The organism is Paenarthrobacter sp. NPDC089714 (genome assembly GCF_044748905.1).
GTDB lineage: Bacteria > Actinomycetota > Actinomycetes > Actinomycetales > Micrococcaceae > Arthrobacter.
Window position 1 is genome coordinate 194,283 of sequence record NZ_JBIVGX010000002.1, and the last position, 21,918, is coordinate 216,200.

At 65.2% G+C, this 21,918-nt stretch carries 15 protein-coding genes; 3 read left to right on the forward strand and 12 right to left on the reverse strand.

Translation table 11 applies throughout. From position 1 onward, the window contains the following. Window positions 1-10: 10 nt before the first annotated feature. Genes ACIPY3_RS05415 through ACIPY3_RS05425 form a run of 3 tightly spaced genes read right to left on the reverse strand, consistent with a single transcriptional unit; the run spans window position 11 to window position 5,172 of the window. Complete coding sequence (locus tag ACIPY3_RS05415) at window positions 11-1,576, reverse strand: FAD-dependent oxidoreductase (RefSeq protein ID WP_400331070.1); 1,566 nt, start codon at window positions 1,574-1,576, stop codon at window positions 11-13. Beyond that, complete coding sequence (locus ACIPY3_RS05420; RefSeq protein ID WP_400331073.1) at window positions 1,573-3,759, reverse strand: molybdopterin oxidoreductase family protein; 2,187 nt, start codon at window positions 3,757-3,759, stop codon at window positions 1,573-1,575. Before ACIPY3_RS05420 ends, ACIPY3_RS05415 begins: the two co-directional genes overlap by 4 nt. Next, the gene (locus tag ACIPY3_RS05425; protein WP_400331076.1) at window positions 3,760-5,172 is read right to left on the reverse strand and encodes an MFS transporter; all 1,413 of its coding nucleotides are present in this window, start codon (window positions 5,170-5,172) and stop codon (window positions 3,760-3,762) included. A gap of 294 nt (window positions 5,173-5,466) precedes the next feature. On the opposite strand from ACIPY3_RS05425, the gene ACIPY3_RS05430 reads away from it, so the two are divergent. After that, a complete protein-coding gene (locus tag ACIPY3_RS05430) occupies window positions 5,467-6,876 on the forward strand; it encodes an MFS transporter (RefSeq protein ID WP_400331079.1) in 1,410 nt (469 codons plus the stop codon). A 71-nt stretch (window positions 6,877-6,947) separates the two neighbouring features. On the opposite strand, the gene ACIPY3_RS05435 is transcribed toward ACIPY3_RS05430, so the two are convergent. After that, window positions 6,948-8,762: an acetyl/propionyl/methylcrotonyl-CoA carboxylase subunit alpha gene (locus ACIPY3_RS05435; protein WP_400331082.1), complete on the reverse strand. Its 1,815-nt coding sequence runs from the start codon at window positions 8,760-8,762 to the stop codon at window positions 6,948-6,950. 120 nt (window positions 8,763-8,882) lie between these two features. Then, the gene (locus ACIPY3_RS05440; protein ID WP_400331086.1) at window positions 8,883-9,539 is read right to left on the reverse strand and encodes a Maf family protein; all 657 of its coding nucleotides are present in this window, start codon (window positions 9,537-9,539) and stop codon (window positions 8,883-8,885) included. A gap of 117 nt (window positions 9,540-9,656) precedes the next feature. Between ACIPY3_RS05440 and ACIPY3_RS05445 the strand changes: the two genes are divergently transcribed. Beyond that, window positions 9,657-10,307: an HAD family hydrolase gene (locus ACIPY3_RS05445; RefSeq protein WP_400331089.1), complete on the forward strand. Its 651-nt coding sequence runs from the start codon at window positions 9,657-9,659 to the stop codon at window positions 10,305-10,307. Between the two features lie 305 nt (window positions 10,308-10,612). Here ACIPY3_RS05445 and ACIPY3_RS05450 read toward each other — a convergent pair whose 3' ends face one another. Then, window positions 10,613-13,138 (reverse strand): MMPL family transporter, encoded by a 2,526-nt coding sequence (locus ACIPY3_RS05450; protein ID WP_400331092.1) that lies wholly within the window; start codon window positions 13,136-13,138, stop codon window positions 10,613-10,615. A 1-nt stretch (window position 13,139) separates the two neighbouring features. Beyond that, window positions 13,140-13,805, reverse strand: coding sequence for a TetR family transcriptional regulator (locus ACIPY3_RS05455; protein ID WP_400331637.1), 666 nt, complete (start codon window positions 13,803-13,805; stop codon window positions 13,140-13,142). Between the two features lie 176 nt (window positions 13,806-13,981). Between ACIPY3_RS05455 and ACIPY3_RS05460 the strand changes: the two genes are divergently transcribed. Beyond that, window positions 13,982-15,691: an HNH endonuclease gene (locus ACIPY3_RS05460; protein WP_400331095.1), complete on the forward strand. Its 1,710-nt coding sequence runs from the start codon at window positions 13,982-13,984 to the stop codon at window positions 15,689-15,691. A gap of 102 nt (window positions 15,692-15,793) precedes the next feature. Here ACIPY3_RS05460 and ACIPY3_RS05465 read toward each other — a convergent pair whose 3' ends face one another. The 5 genes from ACIPY3_RS05465 to ACIPY3_RS05485 form a co-directional block, all read right to left on the reverse strand. After that, a complete protein-coding gene (locus ACIPY3_RS05465) occupies window positions 15,794-16,327 on the reverse strand; it encodes a YbjQ family protein (RefSeq protein WP_400331098.1) in 534 nt (177 codons plus the stop codon). Window positions 16,328-16,420: 93 nt separating this feature from the next. After that, window positions 16,421-17,854 carry a dicarboxylate/amino acid:cation symporter gene (locus tag ACIPY3_RS05470; RefSeq protein WP_400331101.1) on the reverse strand — a complete coding sequence of 478 codons (1,434 nt, stop codon included), beginning with the start codon at window positions 17,852-17,854 and terminating at the stop codon, window positions 16,421-16,423. A 254-nt stretch (window positions 17,855-18,108) separates the two neighbouring features. Continuing rightward, window positions 18,109-19,791, reverse strand: a complete 1,683-nt coding sequence (locus ACIPY3_RS05475) for a DUF885 domain-containing protein (RefSeq protein WP_400331103.1) — start codon at window positions 19,789-19,791, stop codon at window positions 18,109-18,111. A gap of 50 nt (window positions 19,792-19,841) precedes the next feature. Further along, window positions 19,842-20,033, reverse strand: coding sequence for an acyl-CoA carboxylase epsilon subunit (locus ACIPY3_RS05480; RefSeq protein ID WP_387434159.1), 192 nt, complete (start codon window positions 20,031-20,033; stop codon window positions 19,842-19,844). Between the two features lie 44 nt (window positions 20,034-20,077). Then, the gene (locus ACIPY3_RS05485) at window positions 20,078-21,661 is read right to left on the reverse strand and encodes an acyl-CoA carboxylase subunit beta (protein ID WP_400331106.1); all 1,584 of its coding nucleotides are present in this window, start codon (window positions 21,659-21,661) and stop codon (window positions 20,078-20,080) included. Window positions 21,662-21,918 lie beyond the last annotated feature (257 nt).

Consider the following 21,918-nt stretch of genomic DNA (forward strand, 5'->3'; position numbering starts at 1 on the left):
TTACGCGGCCTCAGGCGGCAGCCGCTTGGAAGTGTTTTTCGATGAGTCCCTTGATGTCCTCGTGGCAGCCGCCGCAGCCCGTTCCGGCGCGGGTGGCCTTGGAAACCTCGGCTACCGAAGAGCAGCCTTCCACCACGGAGTCCTCAATGCTGGCCGCGCTCACGCCCGCGCAACGGCAAACGGTGCGCTCCGGATCGGAACTGTTTCCGCCCCCGGAATCAAGCTGGTCGGGGCCATCCAGGCGCAACAACAAGGAACGGTCGGCCGGGAGCTCAGAGGAGCGCTCGAACAGCACCACCAACTCGGCGGCTGTCCTGGGCATCCCCACGGCAACCAGGCCTTCCAGCACTCCGCCGCGGGTGGTCATCTTGACGTAGCGGCCGTGCTCGGGGTCGGCCCATTGCGAGATCTGCCGCCGGGGTCGCCCGGCCACGGCACCGGCTTCCAAAAGCTCCTCGTCCCACGGATCGGCTTGGTTGTCCCCGGCTACGGCAAGGTTGATGCCACGGGCTTTCAAGACCACGACTCCGGGCTTCTCCGCGGCCAGGGGCTCCAAGGCATCCGCCACCGACTGGCCGTCGCGGGCCAGTACCACCAAGTACTCTGCGAGCCATTCAGCCTGCCTCCACCCTGGGCCCACCAAGCCGGATGGACCCCCGGCCGTGCGGCAGTCGACGCAGGCGGCGTCGGGGCAGCGGACCTCGGCACAGTCGCCGATCGCGAACATGTGCGGCTCGTGATAGGTCCGGAGATGGTGGTCCACCAGGATTCCGGTACCCACCGGAAGACCGCAGCCCTCGGCCAGTTCGATCCGCGGACGCACACCGCAGGAGAGAACCAGCAGGTCGCCGTCGATGGCTGAACCATCCGCCAGCAACAGCGCAGAGAAGGATCCCCCGGGTCCTGCCGTTTCAACACCGGTGGACCTTGCGTTGCCGGCCATGCGGACACCACTGGAGCGGAGGCTTGCCGTCAGGACTGATCCACTGCCGCGGTCAATGCTCCGACCGAGCGGGAAGGGTCCGTTGTGGACCACAGTGGCCTTTGCACCTTCTTCCGAAGCTGCCAGGGCAGTCTCGAGGCCAAGGACGCCGCCGCCCAGCACCACCACGCGCTTGCCTTCGGAAACAGCCGATCGAAGCACCGCGGCGTCCTGCAGATCGCGGAGCGTAATCACTCCGGCCGGCAGCACCGGACCCGACGGATCGGGGTTCAGTCCAGTCAGGTTGGGGATGACCGGACGTGAGCCCGTGGCGAAGACCAAACGATCATAATGCTCGGCGGAGCCGTCGGAGAGGACAACCTGCTGCCGGGCGCGGTCGATCCGGCGCACCTTGGTTCCGAGCCGGACATCTACCCCGTCGGCCACAAGGGACGCGGCATCAGCCATGGCCAAAGCGTCGGCTGTGGTGCGGCCAACCCCAAGCTCAGCCACCATGACGCGGTTGTAGGCTGCCTCGGTTTCCTGACCAACAACCAAAAGCTGTACCAGGCCTGAACGGACGGAAGGAAGGAGCTCATCCACCAAACGCGCGGCCACAGGGCCGAATCCAACAACAACAATGCGCTCGCTCATGAAGCCTCCTCGGAGTGCAGTGACAATTCGGTGCTGACAGCAACGGGAACGACGCTGGATGCTGCGGGCCGGACCCACACCCGGCTGGTCTTGAACTCAGGCATGCCGGAAATGGGGTCGGTTGCTGCTTCGGTCAGCCGGTTGGCGTTTTCCAGGCCCGGGAAGTGGAAGGGCAGGAAGACGGTATCCGGCCGGACGGCGTTGCTTAGCTCGGCACGGCACAGCACCTCGCCCCGCTCGTTGGTCACCGTGGCGTAGTCGCCGTCGGCAATCCCGCGGGAAGCAGCGGTTGCCGGGTGGATCAACAGCCGCACCTGGGGCTGGGCCGCCAGGAGCTCGGCTACGCGCCTGGTCTGGGCGCCCGACTGGTAATGCTCCAGCAAACGGCCCGTTGCCAGGGCCAGGGAGTCATCGGCAAATGACCGCGCGGCCCGCTTCGAGGGGGTCACTGGAACCAGTACGGCCCGGCCATCCGCATGCGCGAAGCCGTCACTGAACAAGCGGGGAGTTCCTGTGCTGCCGACGGGATACGGCCAGTACGCAGCCTCGCCGCGGTCCAGCATGGCGTAGTCGATCCCGGAGTAGTCGGCCAGACCGCCGGCGGATGCCAGACGGAGTTCCTCAAAAACGGTCTCAGGATCTTCGCTGAAAGTAGAAGGTGCCTCAAGGAGCCCAGCCAGCCGGGCCATGAGCCACAGCTCGTTCCGGACGCCCGGGGGAGGGGTCAGCGCGCGCCGGCGCCGGATGACCCTGCCTTCGAGGTTGGTGAGGGTGCCTTCTTCTTCGGCCCACTGCGTCACGGGCAACACCAGGTCCGCTTCCTGGGCGGTTTCGGACATGAAGAAGTCACACACCACCAGGAAGTCGAGGGCCCGAAGCCCCGCGGTCACGGCGTTCGTGTCCGGAGCCGAAACCACCACATTGGCGCCGTGGACGAAAAGGCAGCGGACGCCGTCGGGCTTTCCAAGGGACTTGAGAAGTTCGACGGCGGGCAGGCCGGGACCGGGGATGAGGGACTCGTCGATGCCCCAGACGGAAGCGACGTGCGCGCGGGCAGCGGGATCGGTGATTTTGCGGTAGCCGGGGAGCTGGTCGGCTTTTTGGCCGTGCTCGCGGCCGCCTTGGCCGTTGCCCTGGCCCGTCAGTGTTCCGTAGCCGCTGCGCGCCGAGCCGGGAAGGCCTAGCAGCAGGCTGAGGTTGATGGCCGCCGTTGCGGTGTCGGTACCGTCAACGTGCTGTTCCACGCCGCGGCCGCTGAGGATGTAGCTGCCGCCCTCCCGGGCACCGTGGGCCAGGCGGCGGGCGGTCTCCCGGATGAGGGTGGCGGGCACTCCGGTGATGGACTGGACCCGCTCCGGCCAGAAAGCATTCAGGCTGCGCACCACCGAGGCGTAGCCGGTGGTCCGTTCCGAGACATAGTCCGTGTCCACCAGCCCTTCGTGCACCACAACATGGCTGATGCCCAACAACAAGGCCAAATCGGTGCCGGGCGTCGGCTGCAGGTGGAGGCCGCCGCCGTCGGACGTAAACGCCGCAGTAGCCGAGCGGCGGGGGTCCACGACGATCAGGCCGCCGCTGTCCCGTGCGCCCTGCAGATGCTGGACGAACGGGGGCATGGTTTCGGCGACGTTGGAGCCGAGCATGAGGATGACCGACGCCGAGTCAAGGTCGGTGACGGGGAAGGGGAGCCCTCGGTCCACTCCAAAAGCCCGGTTCCCCGCGGCCGCGGCCGAGGACATGCAGAACCGGCCGTTGTAGTCGATGCGGGAGGTACGGAGTGCCAGCCGGGCGAACTTGCCCAGCATGTAGGCCTTCTCGTTGGTGAGGCCGCCACCGCCGAAGACACCGACGGCGTCGTTGCCGTACTGCTGCTGGGCATCCTTGACCGCCGCCGTGATGAGCATGAGGGCCTGGTCCCAGGAGATCGGCTGGTGGACGCCGTCGGAGCCTTTCAGCAACGGTTCGGTGATGCGTCCGTTGTGGCGCAACAACGACGCCGATGTCCACCCTTTGCGGCACAGCCCGCCCCTGTTGGTGGGGAAGTCGCGCCCGGATACCTCCAGGGGTGCGGCCGGGGCAGCCACCGGTGCGGGCACTGCCCCGGCCGCTGGGGCAGCCGGGGTCAGCGTCATGGCGCACTGGAGCGCGCAGTAGGGGCAGTGGGTATCGGCGCCGTTGGACATCTAGATGTGTCCGATCGTGTTGCGCTTCTGGGCCGGGCGGATGTAGAAAGCCCAGCAGACGGTGAGCATCAGGACATAGGCTCCGACAAATCCGTAGAACGCCGGTGTGTAGGAGCCTGCCGTGGTGTTGGAGGCGTTGAGCACTTGGGGGATCACGAAACCGCCGTAGGCGCCGATCGCCGAGATCAGGCCCAAGGAAGAGGCTGCGAGCCGCGCGGTTGCTGCGCTGCTGGCTCCTGCGCGGGCCGCGCGGCTGGAGGTCGCGAAGATCACGGGGATCATGCGGTACGTTGCCCCGTTGCCGAACCCACTGGCGATGAAGAGCAGCAGGAACAGTCCCAGGAAGAGCCAGAAGCTCTTGAGCGGCAGGGTCCAGATCATGGTCAGGGTGATGACGGCCATGGAAGCGAACGCGGTCATGCTCATCCGTGCCCCGCCCATGCGGTCGGCCATGCGGCCACCATACGGCCGGGCCAGGGAGCCGACCAGCGGGCCCAGGAACGCGAGGGACAGTGCTACGGCACCCAGGTGGATGGAGGAGAACTCGGGGAAGTAGTCCTTGATCAGCTTGGGGAACACGCCGGCGAAGCCGATGAACGAGCCGAACGTACCAATGTAGAGGAAGGCCATGATCCACAGGTGCGGTTCCTTCAGCGCGGCCACCGAACCGGCAACATCCCCCTTGGCGCTGGTGAGGTTGTTCATGTACTTCCAGGCGCCGAAGGCTGCGATGAGGATGAGCGGGATCCAGATGAGGCCGGCCATGGGCAGGTTGACGGTTCCGGCAGCAAGCAACGTCACGGCGACGGGAACCACCAACTGCGCGACGGCGGCACCCAGGTTTCCGCCGGCAGCGTTCAGGCCCAGCGCCCATCCCTTTTCGCGGGCGGGGTAGAAGAAGGTGATGTTTGCCATGGAGCTTGCGAAGTTGCCGCCGCCGAACCCTGCCAGGGCTGCGACGAGGAGCATCACTCCGAAGGGAGTTTCCGGGTTGGAGACGCAGATCGCCAGGCCGGAGGAGGGGATGAGCAGGAGCAGCGCCGAGACGATGGTCCAGTTCCGTCCGCCGAACTTGGGAACCATGAAGGTGTAGGGAATGCGGAGCGTGGCGCCCACCAGGCTGGGGATCGAGATGAGCCAAAAGATCTGGTTGGTGTCGAACGTGAAGCCTGCTGCCGGGAGCTGCACGACCACGATCGACCACAGCTGCCAGACGACGAATCCGAGGAACTCGGCGAAGATGGACCAGTACAGGTTGCGCTTGGCGATGGACCGGCCTTCGGCTTCCCACTGGCCCTTGTTCTCGGCGTCCCAGTTGGCGATCCAGCGGCCGGGGCGGTGTTCAAGGGTGGGGGCGGCGGTGGCAGTGGACTGGGCGGGAGCCAGTTCGTCTGCGGTGCGGTCAACAGTCACGGGAGTGCCTCCTTGGTGGGGGACGTTGTCCTTCAAAATTAGGTTTCGTGCATTTCGCGGACCGTCGCGGTTTGTAAACGTGCTGTGACATTTCCCTATCTGCGGCATCACGGACGCGTGAGACGATGGTGAGGTTGTGGTGCAGACCACAATGTGGGATTTTCCTGTTGGTCCACATGATGGACTTGGTTGTCCAGTCAATGGACTGTGGGAACTATTATTGAACTCTCGAATAATCCATCGCCGCCAGGGCTTTCGTGGCATCAGGCGGCGTGAACGAAAGCTGCTAACTACATGTCTTCCACTGCACCCTCCAGGGAAGGTGAGTCCACCAAGCCAGTGAACTCGCGGGGCCGGGTGATCTTCGCCAGCCTGATCGGTACCACGATCGAGTTCTACGACTTCTACGCCTACGCGACGGCGTCGGTCCTCGTCTTCCCGAAGCTCTTCTTCCCCGATGCCACCGACATCAACGCGCTGCTCAGTGCCTTTGCGATCTTCGGTGTAGCCTTCTTCGCACGCCCCATCGGCGCCGTGGTCTTCGGCCACTTCGGTGACAAGATCGGCCGCAAGGGAACCCTCGTGGCGTCCCTGCTGACCATGGGTATCGCCACGTTCCTCATTGGCCTGCTCCCCGAGGCCTCGCTGCCGGGCTGGGCCATCATGGCACCGGTCCTGCTGGTGGTTCTCCGCTTCTTCCAAGGCCTGGCGCTGGGCGGCGAGTGGAGCGGCGCGGCGCTCCTGGCCACCGAGAACGCGCCGGAGGGCAAGCGTGCCATCTACGGCACCTTCCCGCAATTGGGCGCCCCCATCGGCTTCATCATTGCCAACGTGATCTTCATCTGGATGAACGTTGCCCTGACCCCGGAGCAGTTCCTGGCCTGGGGCTGGCGCGTGCCGTTCCTCCTGAGTGCCGTCCTGGTGATCGTGGGACTCTACGTCCGCCTCAAACTTGTCGAGAGCGCATCCTTCACCAAGGTGATCCAGCAGGACAAGATCCAGAAGCTGCCCTTGGGCGCCACCTTCAAGAACCACTGGCGCCCCGTGGTTGCCGGAACGTTCATCATGCTGGCCACTTACGTGCTGTTCTACATCATGACCACGTTCACCTTGTCCTACGGCACCAAGCCCACGCTGGCAGGTGCGCAGGCGGCTGCTGAGAAGGCCGGCAAACCCATGACGGCCGAGCAGGTTGCAGCGTTCGTTCCCGGTCTGGGCATCTCCCGGTCCGACTTCCTGTGGATGCTGATCATTGGCGTCGTGTTCTTCGGAATCTTCACCGTGGTCTCCGGACCGCTCGCCGAAAAGTGGGGCCGCCGGAAGTTCCTGCTGGGCGTGACGGCCGGCATCTTCGTTTTCGGAGTGCTCTGGTTCACTATGTTCGGTCCCAGCCAGGCCGCCGCGATGGTCGGCCTGATCGTTGGCTTCACGCTCATGGGCCTTACCTTTGGTCCCATGGCGGCCATCCTGCCCGAACTGTTCCCGGCGAATGTCCGCTACACGGGCTCCGCCGTTGCGTACAACCTGTCGTCCATGATCGGTGCAGCCCCTGCCTCGTTCGTCGCCATCGCCCTGTGGTCCGCCGCCAACGGAAGCACTTGGCTGGTAGGCGTGTACATGGCGGTTGCCGCCGTGATCACCTTCATCGCGCTCTGGCTCACGCGCGAAACCAAGGACACGGACTACGAGAACAACGTCGCCTGACGCTTCAAGGAGTACGACGTCGGCCCCGCACCAAACGGTGCGGGGCCGACGTCGTTATGGGGTACTTGCCGTTAGTCCTCGATAGTCGCGATGACAGCGCCGGCGGCGACGGTCTCGCCTGCGGAGGCCGTCAGGCCGCGGACCGTACCGGACTTGTGGGCCGTGAGGGGTTGCTCCATCTTCATGGCTTCGAGCACCACGATCAGGTCGCCTTCGGCAACAACGTCGCCGTCGGCTGCTGCGATTTTGACGATGGTGCCCTGCATCGGCGAGGTCAGTGCGTTGCCTCCGGCAGCGGCTGCGGTAGCACCGGCGGACCGGGAGCGCTTCTTCGACTTGCCTGACTTGGCGCCTGCACTGTTGGAGGCAGCGGCAACACCGGCACCCAGGCCGGACGGCAGGACCACCTCAAGGCGCTTGCCGCCAACCTCGACGACGACGCGCTGGCGTTCACCGGCGTCGGAGGCGTCTGCTCCGGCGCCCGTGGGTGCCCAAGCGGGAATGTTGTTGACGAACTCGGTCTCGATCCAGCGGGTGTGGACCTTGAACGGGCCCTCTGCCGGTGCGAAGTCGGGGTCGGTGACCACGGCGAGGTCGAAGGGAATGACGGTGGGAATGCCTTCCACCACCATCTCCTCGAGGGCCCGACGGGAGCGCTGGAGGGCCTGCTCGCGGCTGGAACCGGTGACGATGAGCTTGGACAGCATCGAGTCGAAGTTGCCGCTGATGATGTCGCCCTGCTCAACGCCGGAATCAACCCGGATGCCCGGGCCCGTGGGGTTCTTCAGCGTGCTGATGGTGCCCGGAGCCGGCATGAAGTTCCGGCCCGGGTCCTCGCCGGTGATGCGGAATTCGAAGGAGTGGCCCCGGACTTCGGGGTCGTCGTAGCCGAGGGCCTCGCCGCGGGCAATGCGGAACTGTTCGCGGACCAGGTCGATTCCGGTGACTTCCTCGGACACGCAGTGCTCCACCTGGAGGCGGGTGTTGACCTCCAGGAAGGAAATGGTTCCGTCCTGGCCCACCAGGAATTCGCAGGTTCCGGCGCCCAGGTAGTTGGCTTCCTTAAGGATGGCTTTGGAGGACTCGTACAGACGCTTGATCTGCTCTTCGCTCAGGTAGGGGGCCGGAGCCTCTTCCACGAGCTTCTGGTTGCGGCGCTGCAGGGAGCAGTCGCGGGTGGAGACCACAACCACGTTGCCGTGGGCGTCGGCCAGGCACTGGGTTTCAACGTGGCGCGGGGAGTCCAGGAAGCGCTCGATGAAGCACTCGCCGCGTCCGAAGGCCGCAACGGCCTCACGGACGGCGGATTCGTAGAGTTCCGGGATCTCTTCCATGGTGCGGGCAACCTTGATGCCACGGCCACCGCCGCCGAAGGCGGCCTTGATGGCAACCGGGAGGCCGAATTCCTCGGCGAACTTCAGGATCTCGTCCGCGTCCTGGACGGGGTCTGCCGTGCCGGGAACCAGCGGGGCGCCAACCTTCTCGGCGATGTGGCGGGCCTGGACCTTGTCGCCCAGAGCGGAAATCGCCGCGGGGGAGGGGCCGATCCAGTTGATGCCGGCCTCGATCACCTTGGCGGCGAACTCGGCGTTCTCGGCCAGGAAGCCGTAGCCGGGGTGGATGCCGTCAGCGCCGGACTGCTTGGCGACGTCGATGATCTTGTCCATCACCAGGTACGACTCCGCGGCCGTGTTGCCACCCAGTGCGTAGGCCTCGTCGGCGAGGCGGACGTGCAGGGCGTCGCGGTCCGGGTCTGCGTAGACGGCTACGGAGGCGATGCCTTCGTCCCGGGCTGCTCGGATGATGCGGACCGCGATCTCGCCGCGGTTGGCAATCAAGACCTTGGTAAGAGGGCTGGAAATGGGCTGCGCCGGGTTAGCTGACAAGTTGTTGACTCCTTCTGTCCTTCAGGGAGCCTAGCGCGATTGTGAGGGTTCCGCCCATATTGATGGGGGATTCCGTGTGTGAAGCGCTGTTCCTTTGTAGGGTTGCTACAAACTGGTCCCTTACGCCTGTGGTGCCCACAGTTCGGTGATGCCAACGTTCGCGTGGACCAGCAGATCGCGGAGCGTTGAGATGGAAAGCCCGACGACGGCGTGCGGGTCCCCGTCCACCTTGCGGATGAAGGCCCCGCCCAAGCCGTCGATGGTGAATGAGCCTGCGCAGTGAAGGGGTTCGCCGGTGGCTATGTAGGCGTCGATGTCGTTTTCGGACATCTCCGCAAAGTGCACTTCCGCACTGGAGACGGCACCCAAGGTGGCGCCCGTGCCTTCGGCGGTCTCGTCGTCGTCCACGTCTGCTTCCGTGTCGCGGCAGTCCACCAACCAGTGGCCCGTGTGCAGCACGCCCTTCGAGCCGCTCATGCGGAGCATCCGTTCCTTCGCGACCTCGGCCGTGTACGGCTTGCCGTGCGACTCGCCGTCGAACTCGAACACCGAATCGCAGCCGATCACCAGCGCACCCTCGGCCTCGGGAAGCGACGCGACCGCCTCGGCCTTGGCGCGGGCCAGCAGGAGCGCCGTGTCGTGCGGGTCCGTCACTCCGTACTTGGCCTGCACCGCATCCTCGTCGACGTCCGAGACCAGGACGTCGTGCCGGATGCCCGCCTCCGTGAGGAGCTTGGTACGGGCGGGGGACTGGGAGGCGAGGATCAATCGAGTCACGCCTCCCAGCCTAATACGGACCCTCTCTCACCAAATCGCCCTTTTCGGGGGTCCCTCTCTCACCGATTCGCTCTTTTCGGTGATCGCTCTCTCACCTCGGCAGCCTAGGCTGGGCGAATGCTGCTTCGCGTAGATTTGGACAACACCTTGGTCGACAGGGCGTGGGCGTTCGATCAGGGGGCCAAAGAGTTTGTCCAACGCCTCGGACGTCCACGCCGCGACGCGGATTGGCTCATAGGGGCAGACCGGGATGGATATGAGTCGAGGCTTTCCCTCGCAGGGCAGATGAAGATCAAGTTTGGGCTCAACCACGACATTGCGGCCCTAGTGCAGATTTTGCTCTTTGAGCATGTTGATCTCATGTCCATGGACGCCCGGAACCTACAAGCGCTTGAGGCTGCCCGGGAGGCAGGTTGGCGCGTCGGCATCGTAACGAACGGAGCCACTGCACAGCAAACCCGGAAAATCGATCTTCTGGGGCTGGAAGAATACGTCGATGCAATCGTCATTTCTGAGGAGGTCGGTGTCAGCAAGCCAGAGCGGGAGATACTCCAGATAGCCGCCCAACGCCTGGATACCGACCTTGACGACGGCTGGATGGTCGGGGATCACCCCGTAGCGGACATCTTGGGTGGCAGAAACGCAGGTTTGCGGACGGGTTGGGTTTCGCGTGGCACTCCCTGGTCCCGAGATGACGCCATCCCGACGCTTACGGGCTTAACCGCAGCTGACGTTATTGCTGAGGTCATGCGCCGAGCGTCGCGGTGAAAGAGGGGCCGCGGGGAGGGGCGGTTTGGTGAGAGAGGGTCCGCGGGGAGGGGCGGTTTGGTGAGAGAGGGTCCGCGCGCAGGGGCGGTTTGGTGAGAGAGCGTCCGGTGGGGAGGGGCGGTTTGGTGAAAGAGGGTCCGCGGGGAGGGGCGGTTTGGTGAGAGAGGGTCCGCGGGGAGGGGCGGTTTGGTGAGAGAGCGTCCGGTGGGGAGGGTGCATGAGGCGACGAACGCCCCCTTGCCGGCGCCCGTGGGGCAACCGGTGAGAGAGCGTTCGTCGGGAAGGGGCGGTTTGGTGATAGAGGGTCAGTGGACCAGTTCGCCGGAACTTGCCGAGCTGCGGTCGGAGCGCTGTAACTTGGCGCCTTCCACATCCACGTCCGGCAGGATCCGCTGGAGCCACTTGGGCAGCCACCAGGCCTTCTCGCCGAGAAGGTACATGATGGCCGGCACGATCGTCATGCGGACAACGAACGCATCGATCAGTACGCCGAACGCCATCGCGAAGCCGAGCGGCCGGACCATGGTCAGGTGGCTGAAGATGAAGCCGGAGAACACGCTGACCATGATGATCGCGGCTGCGGTCACAACGGCGGCCGCGTGGCTGAAGCCGGTGCGGACTGCGTGCTTGGCGGATTCGCCGTGCATGAAGGACTCACGCATCCCCGAGGTAATGAACACCTGATAGTCCATCGCGAGCCCGAACAATACGCCGATCAGGATGATGGGCAGGAAGCTCAGGACAGCACCAGGGTTGGCGACGTCGAACACGCTTCCCAGCCAGCCCCACTGGTACACGGCCACCACGGCGCCGAAGGCGGCGGCGAGCGAGAGCAGGAACCCGCCTGTCGCCAGCAGTGGAACAACGATCGAGCGGAACACCAGTAGCAGCAGGATCAAGGACAGCCCGACGACGATCGCCAGGTAAGGCGGCAGGGCGGCGCCGAGTTTGGCCGAGACATCGATGTTGCCCGCGGTTTGCCCGGTCAAACCGATGGTCACACCGGTTTGATCGCGGATTTCCGTGCCCTTGTCGCGGAGTTCGGACACCACGTTTACGGTGCTGGCACTGGCCGGGCCTTCCTTCGGAATGACCTGGAACAGGGACGTGCGGCGGTCGTCGCTCAAGGCCACAGGAACCGCGGCGGTGACGTTTTCGACGCTGCGCAGCTTGTCGGCGACGTCGTACTGCTTGCCCTTGGCATCGTTTTCGCTGAGCCCTTCAGGGAATTCGGCCACCACGATGATGGGTCCGGTCATGCCTTCGCCAAAGCTGTTGCGGGTGAGGTCATAGGCCTTGAACGCCTGCGAATCCACCGGTTCCGAGCCGCCGTCGGGCAGTGCCAAACGCAACTGGGAGGCCGGCAGCGCAAGCGCGCCGAGCAGCACGATGCTGGCAACCAGTGAAACCCATGGATGGCGGGTCACGAGGCCGCCCCAGCCGCGGGTGCTGCGCTTCTCTTCGAGGGCGCGATCGGCCGCCTCGTGGCCGGGTTCGGCGTTGTGTCGCGCGGCTTTGGCCCAGGCTCGCTTGGAAATCAGGCGACGGCCAATGAGCGAAAGGATGGCGGGTGTCAAGGTCAAAGCGACGACGACGGCGACAGCAACTGTCGCTGCGGCGGCAACACCCATGACCGCCAGGAAGGGCAGCCCGGGAACCACCAGTGCAGCCAGCGCAATGATGACGGTGAGCCCGGCGAACAGCACGGCGTTGCCCGAGGTGCCTGTAGCGAGGGCCGCGGATTCTTCGCCATCCATGCCGGCGAGGAGTTGGCTGCGGTGCCGGTTGACGATGAAGAGGGAGTAGTCGATGCCCACAGCGAGGCCCAGCATGAGGGCAAGCATCGGCGAGATGGAACTCATGTCGATCACACCGGTCAGCGCAAACGTGCCCCCGACGCCTACTGCGACGCCGATCAACGCCATGATCAGGGGGAGGCCCGCGGCGATGAGCGTACCGAGCATGATGATCAGGACGGCGGCTGCTACGGCGACGCCGACGATTTCCGCGATGCCGAAGATCTGCGAGACGTCCTCGGTGATCTCCTTGCTGGCGTAGGCCGTGACGCCTGCGGACGAGACACCATGGACGATGTCCTGGACTTCCTTGCGGACGGCGGGATCCACTGCGTTGATGGAGGTCTTGAACTGGACCTGCGCGATCGCTGCTTTGTTGTCACTGGAGACGAACCGGAGGCCCTCGGACGCTGCGGCCTCCCGCTTGCCCAGCGCCAGCGTTTCGGCCCCGTCGGCAGCTTCCTTGGTCCCGGCGTCGAGCTTTTCCTTGCCTGCGGCCAGTTCGGCGCGCCGGGCACCAAGCTGGGCCTCGATCTGCTCGGGTGAAAGGCCCGAGGCGGCGAGTCGCTGCTCGGCGGCCGCAAGCTGAGCTTCCCCGGCTGTGATCTGCGCCCGGGAGGCGTCCAGTTGGGCCTGCCCGGCAGCTGCCTTCGCTTCGCCGTCAGCGATCCGGCTGGCGGCGGAGTCCAGCTGCTCCTGGGTGGTGAAGGGGTTCACCGTCCCCTGGACATCGGGCAGGGCCTTGAGCTTGTCCAAGGCAGCCGCGACGGCGTCTTTCTTGGCCTGGTCGAAGCCGGAGTCACCGGCGTCGAAGACCACGCTGGCTGAACCGCCGGACGACGCCGGAAGCGCTTCCTTCAGTTTGTCGGCCATCCGCTGGGTCTCGGTGCCCGGGATGGTGAAGTTGTTGGACATGGTGCCGTGGAAAGCAGCGGCCGATCCGCCCACGGCCACCAGGACGGCCAGCCACAGGGAGATGACCAGCCAGCGGCGGCGATACGAAAACTTGCCTAGACGGTAAAGGAGCGATGCCATGTCAGGACCGATCTGTGGAGGTGGGAACGGATGCTGTTTGAAGTGACGCTAACGACGACGGCGCGAAGCCGGCTCCGAGGAGCCCCATCGCATCGATGAGGTGCTGGCGGAGGATCGCCAGGGATGTGGGGGACAGGTCCGGTCCGCATTCGGCGAACCAGACGGTCATGGCGGCTTTGCCGCAGGAAATGACGGCTCCGGCCAAGGCATAGAGGTACAGCTCGCTGACATCCGGACCCAACCTGGAGCGGGCAGCATCGATGATTTGTCCGGTGCAGTGCTCCCACGCCTCGAGTTCGGAACGGGCCAGCGAGCGGTTGTCCTGGGTCAGGCTGAACAGTTCCGCCATGGGGGCGACGGACATGGGATCGGCCAGGGCCATGAGGGCTGCCTGGGCCGATTCGAGGATGGTTTCGTCGCTGGGCCGCAGCCTGAACTGCTCCAAGGCCCGGTCCATGAAGCCGTCGGCAACCGAAGACAGGGCTGCCTCGAGGCTTGGGAAGTAGTTGAAAAAAGTCCGTCGGGAAACGCCGGCGCTCGCGGCGATGTCCTCGACGGTGAAGTTTCCAGGACCGTTGCTTCGCAACAGGTCGAGGGCGGCTGCCGCAATGGAGGCACGGGTAGCGGCCTTGTTGAGTTCGCGGCGCGAGGGAGCACTTGGCTCCATGGTGGCCGACGGGTTGGTTGGGGTCACATACTTACACTAAGTGCAACTTTGCACTCTGCGCAATTTGATTCAAGGTTTGCGCAAATTGGCACCTCGCCGGGGCGCCCGCGACAGGTCCCGGAGACGCCTCGAAGCAGGGCGCGAATAATGTCAGACCCCTCTGGAAGAGTTGAGGCATGGACGGAAAAGAGGTGCTGCTAGCGGAGGTGGGGGACGTGCGGTCGCTTGCCTCGGGTAGTGGGCAGGAGACCTTCCGGGAGGCCCTCAATCGAGACGCTGTGACCCTGGCCGCGCTCCCGTCAGCGTCCGTCCGGAGCGCTGCAGGTCCGTCCGCTGCCGTCCGGAACGGCGCTGATCCTGCGACCGTTGCCACTCAGTTGATTGACCAACTGCGCATCCTGGAGGACATGAAGTCCGCGATTTCCGGCCTCCAAGCCAAGATCGCCGTAGCGTTCGATCACGCACAGCGCCAGGTCCAAGCTGAGCGAGGCGTTCCGGCATCGGAACGCGGCAACGGGGTTGCTGCCCAGATTGCGTTGGCGCGGCGTGAATCGCCGAACCGTGGATCACGGCTGCTGGGGCTCGCCAAAGCGCTGGTGACCGAGATGCCCCACACGATGGCCGCTTTGGATGCCGGCCAGCTCAACGAATGGCGCGCAACGCTGTTGGTCAAGGAAACTGCATGCTTGTCAGCCGAGGATCGCTGCGCTGTGGACGAAGAACTCGCCGCGGACATGGGAACCTTCGAAGGCGTCGGGGATCGTTCGATCATCGCTGCTGCCAAGGCTGCCGCATATCGGCGGGATCCTCGTTCAGTGACGCAACGAGCGGCGCGTGCGGCCTCGGAGCGGCATGTGGGCCTTCGGCCGGCGCCGGACACCATGGCAATTTTGACCGCGCTGCTTCCTGTCGCCCATGGGGTAGCCGCCTACAAGGCCCTGACGGAGGCTGCAGATTCGGCTCGTTCGACGGGTGATGAACGTTCCCGCGGCCAAGTCATGGCGGACACCCTCGTCGAGAGACTCACGGGTACGCCGGGCGGCATTTCCAAGGTGGAAGTGCAGCTGGTCATGACGGACCGCACGCTGTTCCAAGGAGACAGCGAGCCCGCAAGGCTTGAAGGGTACGGAATAGTCCCGGGTGGTTGGGCCAGGGAACTCGTGGGCAAAGCTGACCCGGCGCCACCCGGGGAGTGCAGTCCACCGCTGGCGGAAGCCGGTGCGCCGGTGAGGCATCCTGGGCAGGCGCTGCCCGGGGAGGGTGGGCCGCCGCTGGCGGAGGCCCGTGCGCCGTTGAGGCAGCCTGGGCACGCGCCACCCGGGGAGTGTGGGCTGCCGCTGGCGGAGGCCGGTGCGCCGTTGAGGCAGCTTGGGCAGGCGCTGCCCGGGGAGTGTGGGCCGCCGCGGCCTTCTGCGGGGACGCATGAGTCGTCCGAGCGATGCAGACCACCGTCGGATCCGGCATTCGAGGTGTATCTACGGCGCCTCTTCGCCGCCCCGGCCAACGGGGAACTCGTGGCCATGGATTCCAGGGCAAGGCTCTTTCCTGGCGGCATGCGGAGGTTCATCGAGGCGAGGGACGCTCTGTGTCGAACGCCTTACTGCGACGCGCCCATTCGGCACATCGACCACATCGTTCCGTGGCATGCCGGAGGCCCAACCACCCTGCGCAACGGCGCAGGGCTCTGCGAGCAGTGCAACCACACTAAGGAAAACCCCGGTTGGACAGCGAAGCCACCGACCAGTGGGCAGGGCGCGCACCACCCGTGCCTGCACACCCTGGAAGTGACCACGCCAACGGGCCACACCTACAGATCGAAGGCTCCGCCGCTGCCGGGGCATGGTCCTGCATTGAGCCCGGCTGCCCGTCTGCCGGGTGGGCCGTAGCGCGAGGGCATCAGGCTTGAGCAAGTCCCGTCCTTGCTCGCCAAAGCGCCGCGCATGAGAGGTGCCACGAGCATGGACGGGACCTGGTTTGCCGAGGTGGGGCTAGTACTGCGACTGACCCGGGAACTGCTGGCCGGGGAACTGCTGACCCGGCTGCTGCGCGCCCGGTTGCGACTGGCCGGGGAACTGCTGACCCGGCTGCTGCGCGCCCGGTTGCGTCGGGGTCGCCGGCTGGGAGGGGGCGGACTGCCCCGCGCCCTGCTGGGGCTGCTTGGTCAGGTAAATCGACTGGCCGGTAGCGCCGGGCTCACCTTCACCGAGGGGGAGGACATAGACTGCCGTTCCGTAGGCGCAGACTTCCGTCCAGTTGGTGCCCATTTCCGAGGTGTCGAAGCGCATGGCCACAATCGCGTTGGCGCCACGCTGCTGTGCCTCGTTGACCATGCGCGCCATGACTTCCTGGCGGCTTTCATACAGGGCCCTGGTCATTTCGGGGAGCTCGCCTCCGCCCAGGGAACGGAAACCGGCGAGCATTTGCGATCCGATGTCGCGTGAACGGACGGTAAGGCCCATGACTTCGCCGAAGACGGCGTCAATGCGGTGGCCGGGAATCTCATTGGAAGTAACGATCAGCATGAACCTGAGCCTACTCAGTGTCCGGCCTTAAATGGCGCAATCCCTTGGGGAGATCTCCCCAAGGGATTGCGTGTCAACAACAGCTTTGGGTTCCTAGCCCTTGGCGTCCGCCAGTTCGCGTTCGTCAGCCGCAGCGGCAGCGGTCTCGGCTGCGTACTCGTCGGAGAAGGCGGCACCGTTGCGCGGTGCGTTGTACAGCGACTCGTCCAGGATGCCCTGGCGCTTGGCCACGATCGCGGGGACCAGGGCCTGTCCGGCCACGTTGACGGCGGTGCGGCCCATGTCCAGGATGGGGTCGATCGCCAAGAGAAGGCCGACGCCGGCCAGCGGCAGTCCCAGCGTGGAGAGCGTCAGCGTCAGCATGACGACGGCGCCGGTGGTGCCTGCCGTTGCTGCCGAACCGAGGACCGAAACCAGCACGATCAGCAGGTACTGGCTGAAGTCCAGGTTGATGCCGAAGAACTGGGCCACGAAGATCGCAGCGACGGCAGGGTAGATCGCCGCGCAGCCGTCCATCTTGGTGGTGGCGCCCAGCGGCACGGCGAAGGAGGCGTAACCGGAGGGAACGCCGAGGTTGCGCTCAGTGACGCGCTGCGTGAGCGGCAGCGTGCCGATGGAGGAGCGGGAAACGAAGGCGAGCTGCACGGCGGGCCAGACGCCGGAGAAGTACTGCTTGATGGAGAGTCCGTGCGTGCGGACCAGGATCGGGTACAGCACGAAGAGCACCAAGGCCAGCCCGATGTAGATGGCCACGGTGAACTTGCCGAGGGAGCCAATGGTGTCCCAGCCATAGATGGCCACGGCATTGCCGATCAGGCCGATGGTGCCGAGCGGAGCCACGCGGATGATCCACCACAGAACCTTCTGGATCACGGCCAGGGCGGAGGCGTTGAACGTCAGGAACGCTTCGGCCTGCTTGCCCACCTTGAGGGCGGCAACGCCAACGGCGATCGCCACCACCAGGATCTGGAGGACGTTGAAGTTCACAGAGGTGCTCACCGTGGTGGCTGTGTTGGCAGCTTCGGTGACCGTGGAGTTCGCGCCCAGGCCAAGGAAGTTCTTGGGGAACAGCCCGATCAGGAAGGCCCACCAGTCGCCGGTCTTGCCTGCGTATTCCGCCTTCTGCGTGATCCCGGTGGCCGCACCGGGCTGCAGGAGGACGCCCAGGCCGATACCGATCAGCACCGAGACGAGCGAGGTGATGGCGAACCAAAGCAGCGTGTTCCAGGCGAGGCGCGCAGCGTTGGACACTTGGCGCAGGTTCGCGATGGAACTCACTACGGCGGTGAAGATCAGGGGAACGACGGCGGTCTGCAGCAACGAGACGTAGCTGGAGCCGATCGTCGCGAGGGTAGCGCCGAGACCGTTGGGGGCGGTCTTGGTGCTGCCGGTGTACTTGGCAACTAGGCCAAGAACCAACCCGACGATGAGGGCGGCGATGATCTGGACGCCGAAGGAACTGGCCCACTTGGGGAGCCGGGAACCGGTCTTGCCGGTCGCGGGAGTGATGGTGTTTGAGGTGCTCACCGGAACACGGTAGGTGCTTCGCGAATAACATAGCGAACGGACGTTTAGAAATGTTACGTGCGTAAAAGTTATTCCGTGTTCGTTTGTGACGTTGCTCTCCGGCAGTCGGAAATATCAGCGCACCCATTGCCGCCGAGCGCACCCGTAACCAGTGGTGCGCTCGGCGGGAGCGGGTGCGAACCCGGCGCCTGAGTGGTGCGCTCGGCGGGAACGGGTGCGAACCCGGCGCCTGATGCTCCCCGGCCGAAAGCGCGCTAGCCCAGCAACGCCCGTCGCAGCACGTCCAGGCCTACCGAACCAATGTTGAGTGCTTTGCTGTGGAAAGACTTGAGGTCGAAGCCGTCGCGGGTTTCGAGCTCGGCCCGGATCTGTTCCCACAACCGCTGGCCCACCTTGTAGGACGGCGCCTGTCCGGGCCAGCCGAGGTAACGGGTGAATTCGAACTGAAGTTGGCCCTCGCTGATGTCCAGGTTGGCCTTGAGGAAGTCGAAGCCCTTCTCCGGGGTCCAGGTGCCCGTGCCCCAGCGTTCGGGGACGGGGAGCTCCAGGTGCACGCCAATGTCGAAGACCACGCGGGCCGCACGCATGCGCTGCCCGTCGAGCATTCCCATGTGGTCGCCGGGATCCTTGAGGTAGCCGAGTTCCAGCATGAGCTGTTCTGCGTAGAGCGCCCAGCCTTCACCGTGCCCTGAGACCCAGCAGACGTTGCGGCGCCAGTTGTTGAGCAATTCCCGCCGGTAGGTTGCCGTGGCCACCTGGAGGTGGTGGCCGGGAACGCCCTCGTGGAACACCGTGGTGGTCTCGGACCAGGTGGTGAAGGTGTCCTCACCGGCAGGAACGGACCACCACATGCGGCCCGGCCGGGAGAAATCGTCGGAGGGCCCGGTGTAGTAGATGCCGCCCTCATCCGTCGGCGCGATCATGCATTCGAGTGTCCTCATGACGTCCGGGATCTCGAAGTGGACGTCGGCGAGCTCGGACACGGCCCGGTCGGAGAGCTCCTGCATCCAGGCTTTCAAGGCGTCGGTACCCTTGATCTGCCGGGCGGGATCGTTGTTGAGGATGCTCTTGGCTTCCTCGATCGACGCGCCGGGCTTGATCTGGTCGGCCACCTTTTCCTGCTCGGCGATCAGGCGCTCGAGCTCCTGGACGCCCCAGGCGTAGGTTTCTTCAAGATCAACCGTCGCACCAAGGAAGGACCGTGAGGCCAGGGCGTACCGTTCCCGGCCCACAGCTTCCTTTTTGGGGGCGAGGGGGAGCAGTTCGTCCCGCAGGTAGGCCCCCAACGCACTGTACGCTTCACGCGCTGCGGCAGTGCCGGCGTCGAGCTTTGCCTGGACGTCTGCCGGCAGCGGCGTACCGCCGGCCGAGGCATCGGCGGCGAGTTTGGCGAAGAAACCATCCGGGGCGGCATACCGGCCGGTCTGTTCGATGACGATACGGACCTGGCGTGCCGCGGAGACCTTCCCGGAGACTGCGCCGGCGCGCAAGGACGAGATGTAGCCATCAACTGCACCAGGAACGTTGGCTGCGCGGCCTGCGATGTGTCCCCACTGCTCCACCGTGTCGGTGGGCATGAGGTCGAAGACGGCGCGGATGTCCTGGGCGGGCGACGCAATGTTGTTCAGGTCTGCGGCGTCCCACCCCGACTCGTGGATTTCCAGTTCCAGGCCGAGGCGTTCGCGCATGGCGTCGAGCGTGACGGCGTCCACGTCATCGCCCGGTTCAAGGCCGGCCAGGGCATCCAAGGCCAACTTTGCGGCCTCCGCGTGGGCTTCCGCGCCGGCGGGAGAGTAGTCCTGGTATTCGGTCTCGTGGCCAGGAAGCCCCAAGGTGGTGGCGAAGCTGGGATTGAGTTCGATCAGCTTTTCTGTGTACGCGTCAGCTACGGCATCGATGGCGGACTTGGCTCGTACGGGCGTGTTTGCAGTAGTCACCCGAAGAGCCTAACCGCCACCTTCGCCATGTGAAAGGGTTATTGAAAGCTTCAGCCGCGGCTTCGCCGCCACGCGCCGGGCCCCGGGGTGGGGTCCAGGCGCAACTGTTGGCGGCGCACCCAGTGGCGGACGTTCGGCTTGGCGGCCGGTTCCGGTGTCTGGGGTACTCCAACGGAAGCGACGACGGCGGCAAGGGCCGCAAGTTCTTCGGGCGTGGGATCTCCCTTGACCACGGAGAACATAGGGAGCACCGGCTCGTTGGCCGGTACCGGGTTCTGGGCCGCGCTCACAGGGGAATGTTCCCGTGCTTCTTGGTGGGCAGGCTGGCGCGCTTGTCCCGCAGGGCGCGCAGGCCCCGGATGATCTGCACGCGGGTATCGGACGGTGCGATCACGGCGTCAACGTAGCCAAGCTCGGCGGCCTGGTAGGGGTTGAGCAGTTCTTCCTCGTAACCCTGGATGATCTCCGCGCGCCGTGCTTCCACGTCGCCGCCGGCCTCGGCAACCGCGGCAAGATCGCGGCGGTAGAGGATGTTCACGGCGCCTTGGGCTCCCATGACGCCGATCTGGGCGGTGGGCCAGGCGAGGTTGAGGTCCGCACCGAGCTTCTTGGAGCCCATCACGATGTACGCGCCGCCGTAGGCCTTCCGGGTGATGACCGTGAGCTTGGGGACAGTGGCCTCTGCGTAGGCGTAAAGGAGTTTGGCGCCGCGGCGGATGATGCCCTGGAATTCCTGGTCCTTGCCCGGCAGGAAGCCCGGAACGTCCACCAGAGTGATGATGGGGATGTTGAAGGCGTCGCAGTGCCGGACAAAGCGGGCTGCCTTCTCGGACGCCGAGATGTCCAGCGTGCCGGCAAACTGCATGGGCTGGTTGGCCACGATGCCTACCGTGTGCCCTTCAACGCGGCCGTAGCCGATGATCACGTTGGGGGCGTAAAGGGCCTGCATTTCCAGGAAGTGTGCGTCATCGACGATCTGCTCGATGACCTTGCGCATGTCGTACGGCTGGTTGGCGGAATCGGGGATCAGGCCGTCCAAGGCGAGATCGTCCTCGTCGATGTCCAGTTCCTGGTCGTGTTCCACCACCGGGGCCTCGGACAGGTTGTTCGAGGGCAGGAAGTCCAGGAGTTCGCGGACAAACTCGATGGCGTCGGCTTCGTCGGACGCGAGGTACGTGGACGTGCCCGTGGTGGCGTTGTGCTGGCGTGCGCCACCCAGGGTTTCCATGTCCACGTCTTCACCGGTGACGGTCTTGATCACGTCCGGGCCGGTGATGAACATGTGGGAGGTCTTGTCCACCATCACCACGTAGTCGGTGAGGGCGGGGGAGTACGCGGCGCCACCGGCGCACGGACCCATGATGAGGGAGATCTGCGGGACGACGCCGGAGGCGTGGACGTTGTTGCGGAAGATGTCCGCGAACATGGCCAGGGAAGCAACGCCTTCCTGGATGCGGGCGCCGCCGCCGTCATTGATGCCCACTACGGGGCAGCCGTTGCGGAGGGCGAATTCCTGCACCTTGACGATCTTCTCGCCGTTGACCTGGCTGAGGGAGCCGCCGTAGACGCTGAAGTCCTGGCTGTAGATGGCGATGAGGCGGCCGTCCACGGTGCCGTAGCCGGAGACCACGCCGTCGCCGAGGGGCTTCTTCTTCTCCATGCCGAAGGCCGTGGAGCGGTGGACGGCGAGGGCGTCGAACTCAACAAACGAGCCGGGATCAACCAGGAGGTCGATGCGTTCGCGTGCGGTGTTCTTGCCGCGTGCGTGCTGCTTCTCGATCGCTTCCGGGCCGGAAGGCTGCTCGGCACGTGCCTGGCGGTCGCGGAAGTCGGCGATCTTTCCCGCTGTCGTTGTCAGATCGTGGCTCATCAAGTGTCTCCGGCTCTGTAGCTGATATTCCTTGGCGCGGTCCATGTCCGGGAAAGCAACTGGTTAAGTAGCTTCCGTACAAAGAACAGGCCCTGTTGGCCAGTCTAGTGACGCCTTTGCCGCGAACCGCTGTAGAAACCCTACAATTTTCGACGCCCTTGCCCGATGGGGCTCGCCGTGGCGGATGCGGAGGAGTGCCTTCTTCTGCCAACCCGGACCACCCTAAGTTACCCGTGGGTAACATAACTGGGCTAGAG

Coding starts and splice junctions, on each gene's coding strand:
- ACIPY3_RS05450 (WP_400331092.1), bottom strand. CDS start 13,138: ATGGCATCGCTCCTTTACCGTCTAGGCAAGTTTTCGTATCGCCGCCGC.
- ACIPY3_RS05430 (WP_400331079.1), top strand. CDS start 5,467: ATGTCTTCCACTGCACCCTCCAGGGAAGGTGAGTCCACCAAGCCAGTG.
- ACIPY3_RS05485 (WP_400331106.1), bottom strand. CDS start 21,661: ATGAGCCACGATCTGACAACGACAGCGGGAAAGATCGCCGACTTCCGC.
- ACIPY3_RS05465 (WP_400331098.1), bottom strand. CDS start 16,327: ATGCTGATCGTTACTTCCAATGAGATTCCCGGCCACCGCATTGACGCC.
- ACIPY3_RS05420 (WP_400331073.1), bottom strand. CDS start 3,759: ATGTCCAACGGCGCCGATACCCACTGCCCCTACTGCGCGCTCCAGTGC.
- ACIPY3_RS05445 (WP_400331089.1), top strand. CDS start 9,657: ATGCTGCTTCGCGTAGATTTGGACAACACCTTGGTCGACAGGGCGTGG.
- ACIPY3_RS05455 (WP_400331637.1), bottom strand. CDS start 13,805: ATGGAGCCAAGTGCTCCCTCGCGCCGCGAACTCAACAAGGCCGCTACC.
- ACIPY3_RS05480 (WP_387434159.1), bottom strand. CDS start 20,033: ATGTTCTCCGTGGTCAAGGGAGATCCCACGCCCGAAGAACTTGCGGCC.
- ACIPY3_RS05415 (WP_400331070.1), bottom strand. CDS start 1,576: ATGAGCGAGCGCATTGTTGTTGTTGGATTCGGCCCTGTGGCCGCGCGT.
- ACIPY3_RS05460 (WP_400331095.1), top strand. CDS start 13,982: ATGGACGGAAAAGAGGTGCTGCTAGCGGAGGTGGGGGACGTGCGGTCG.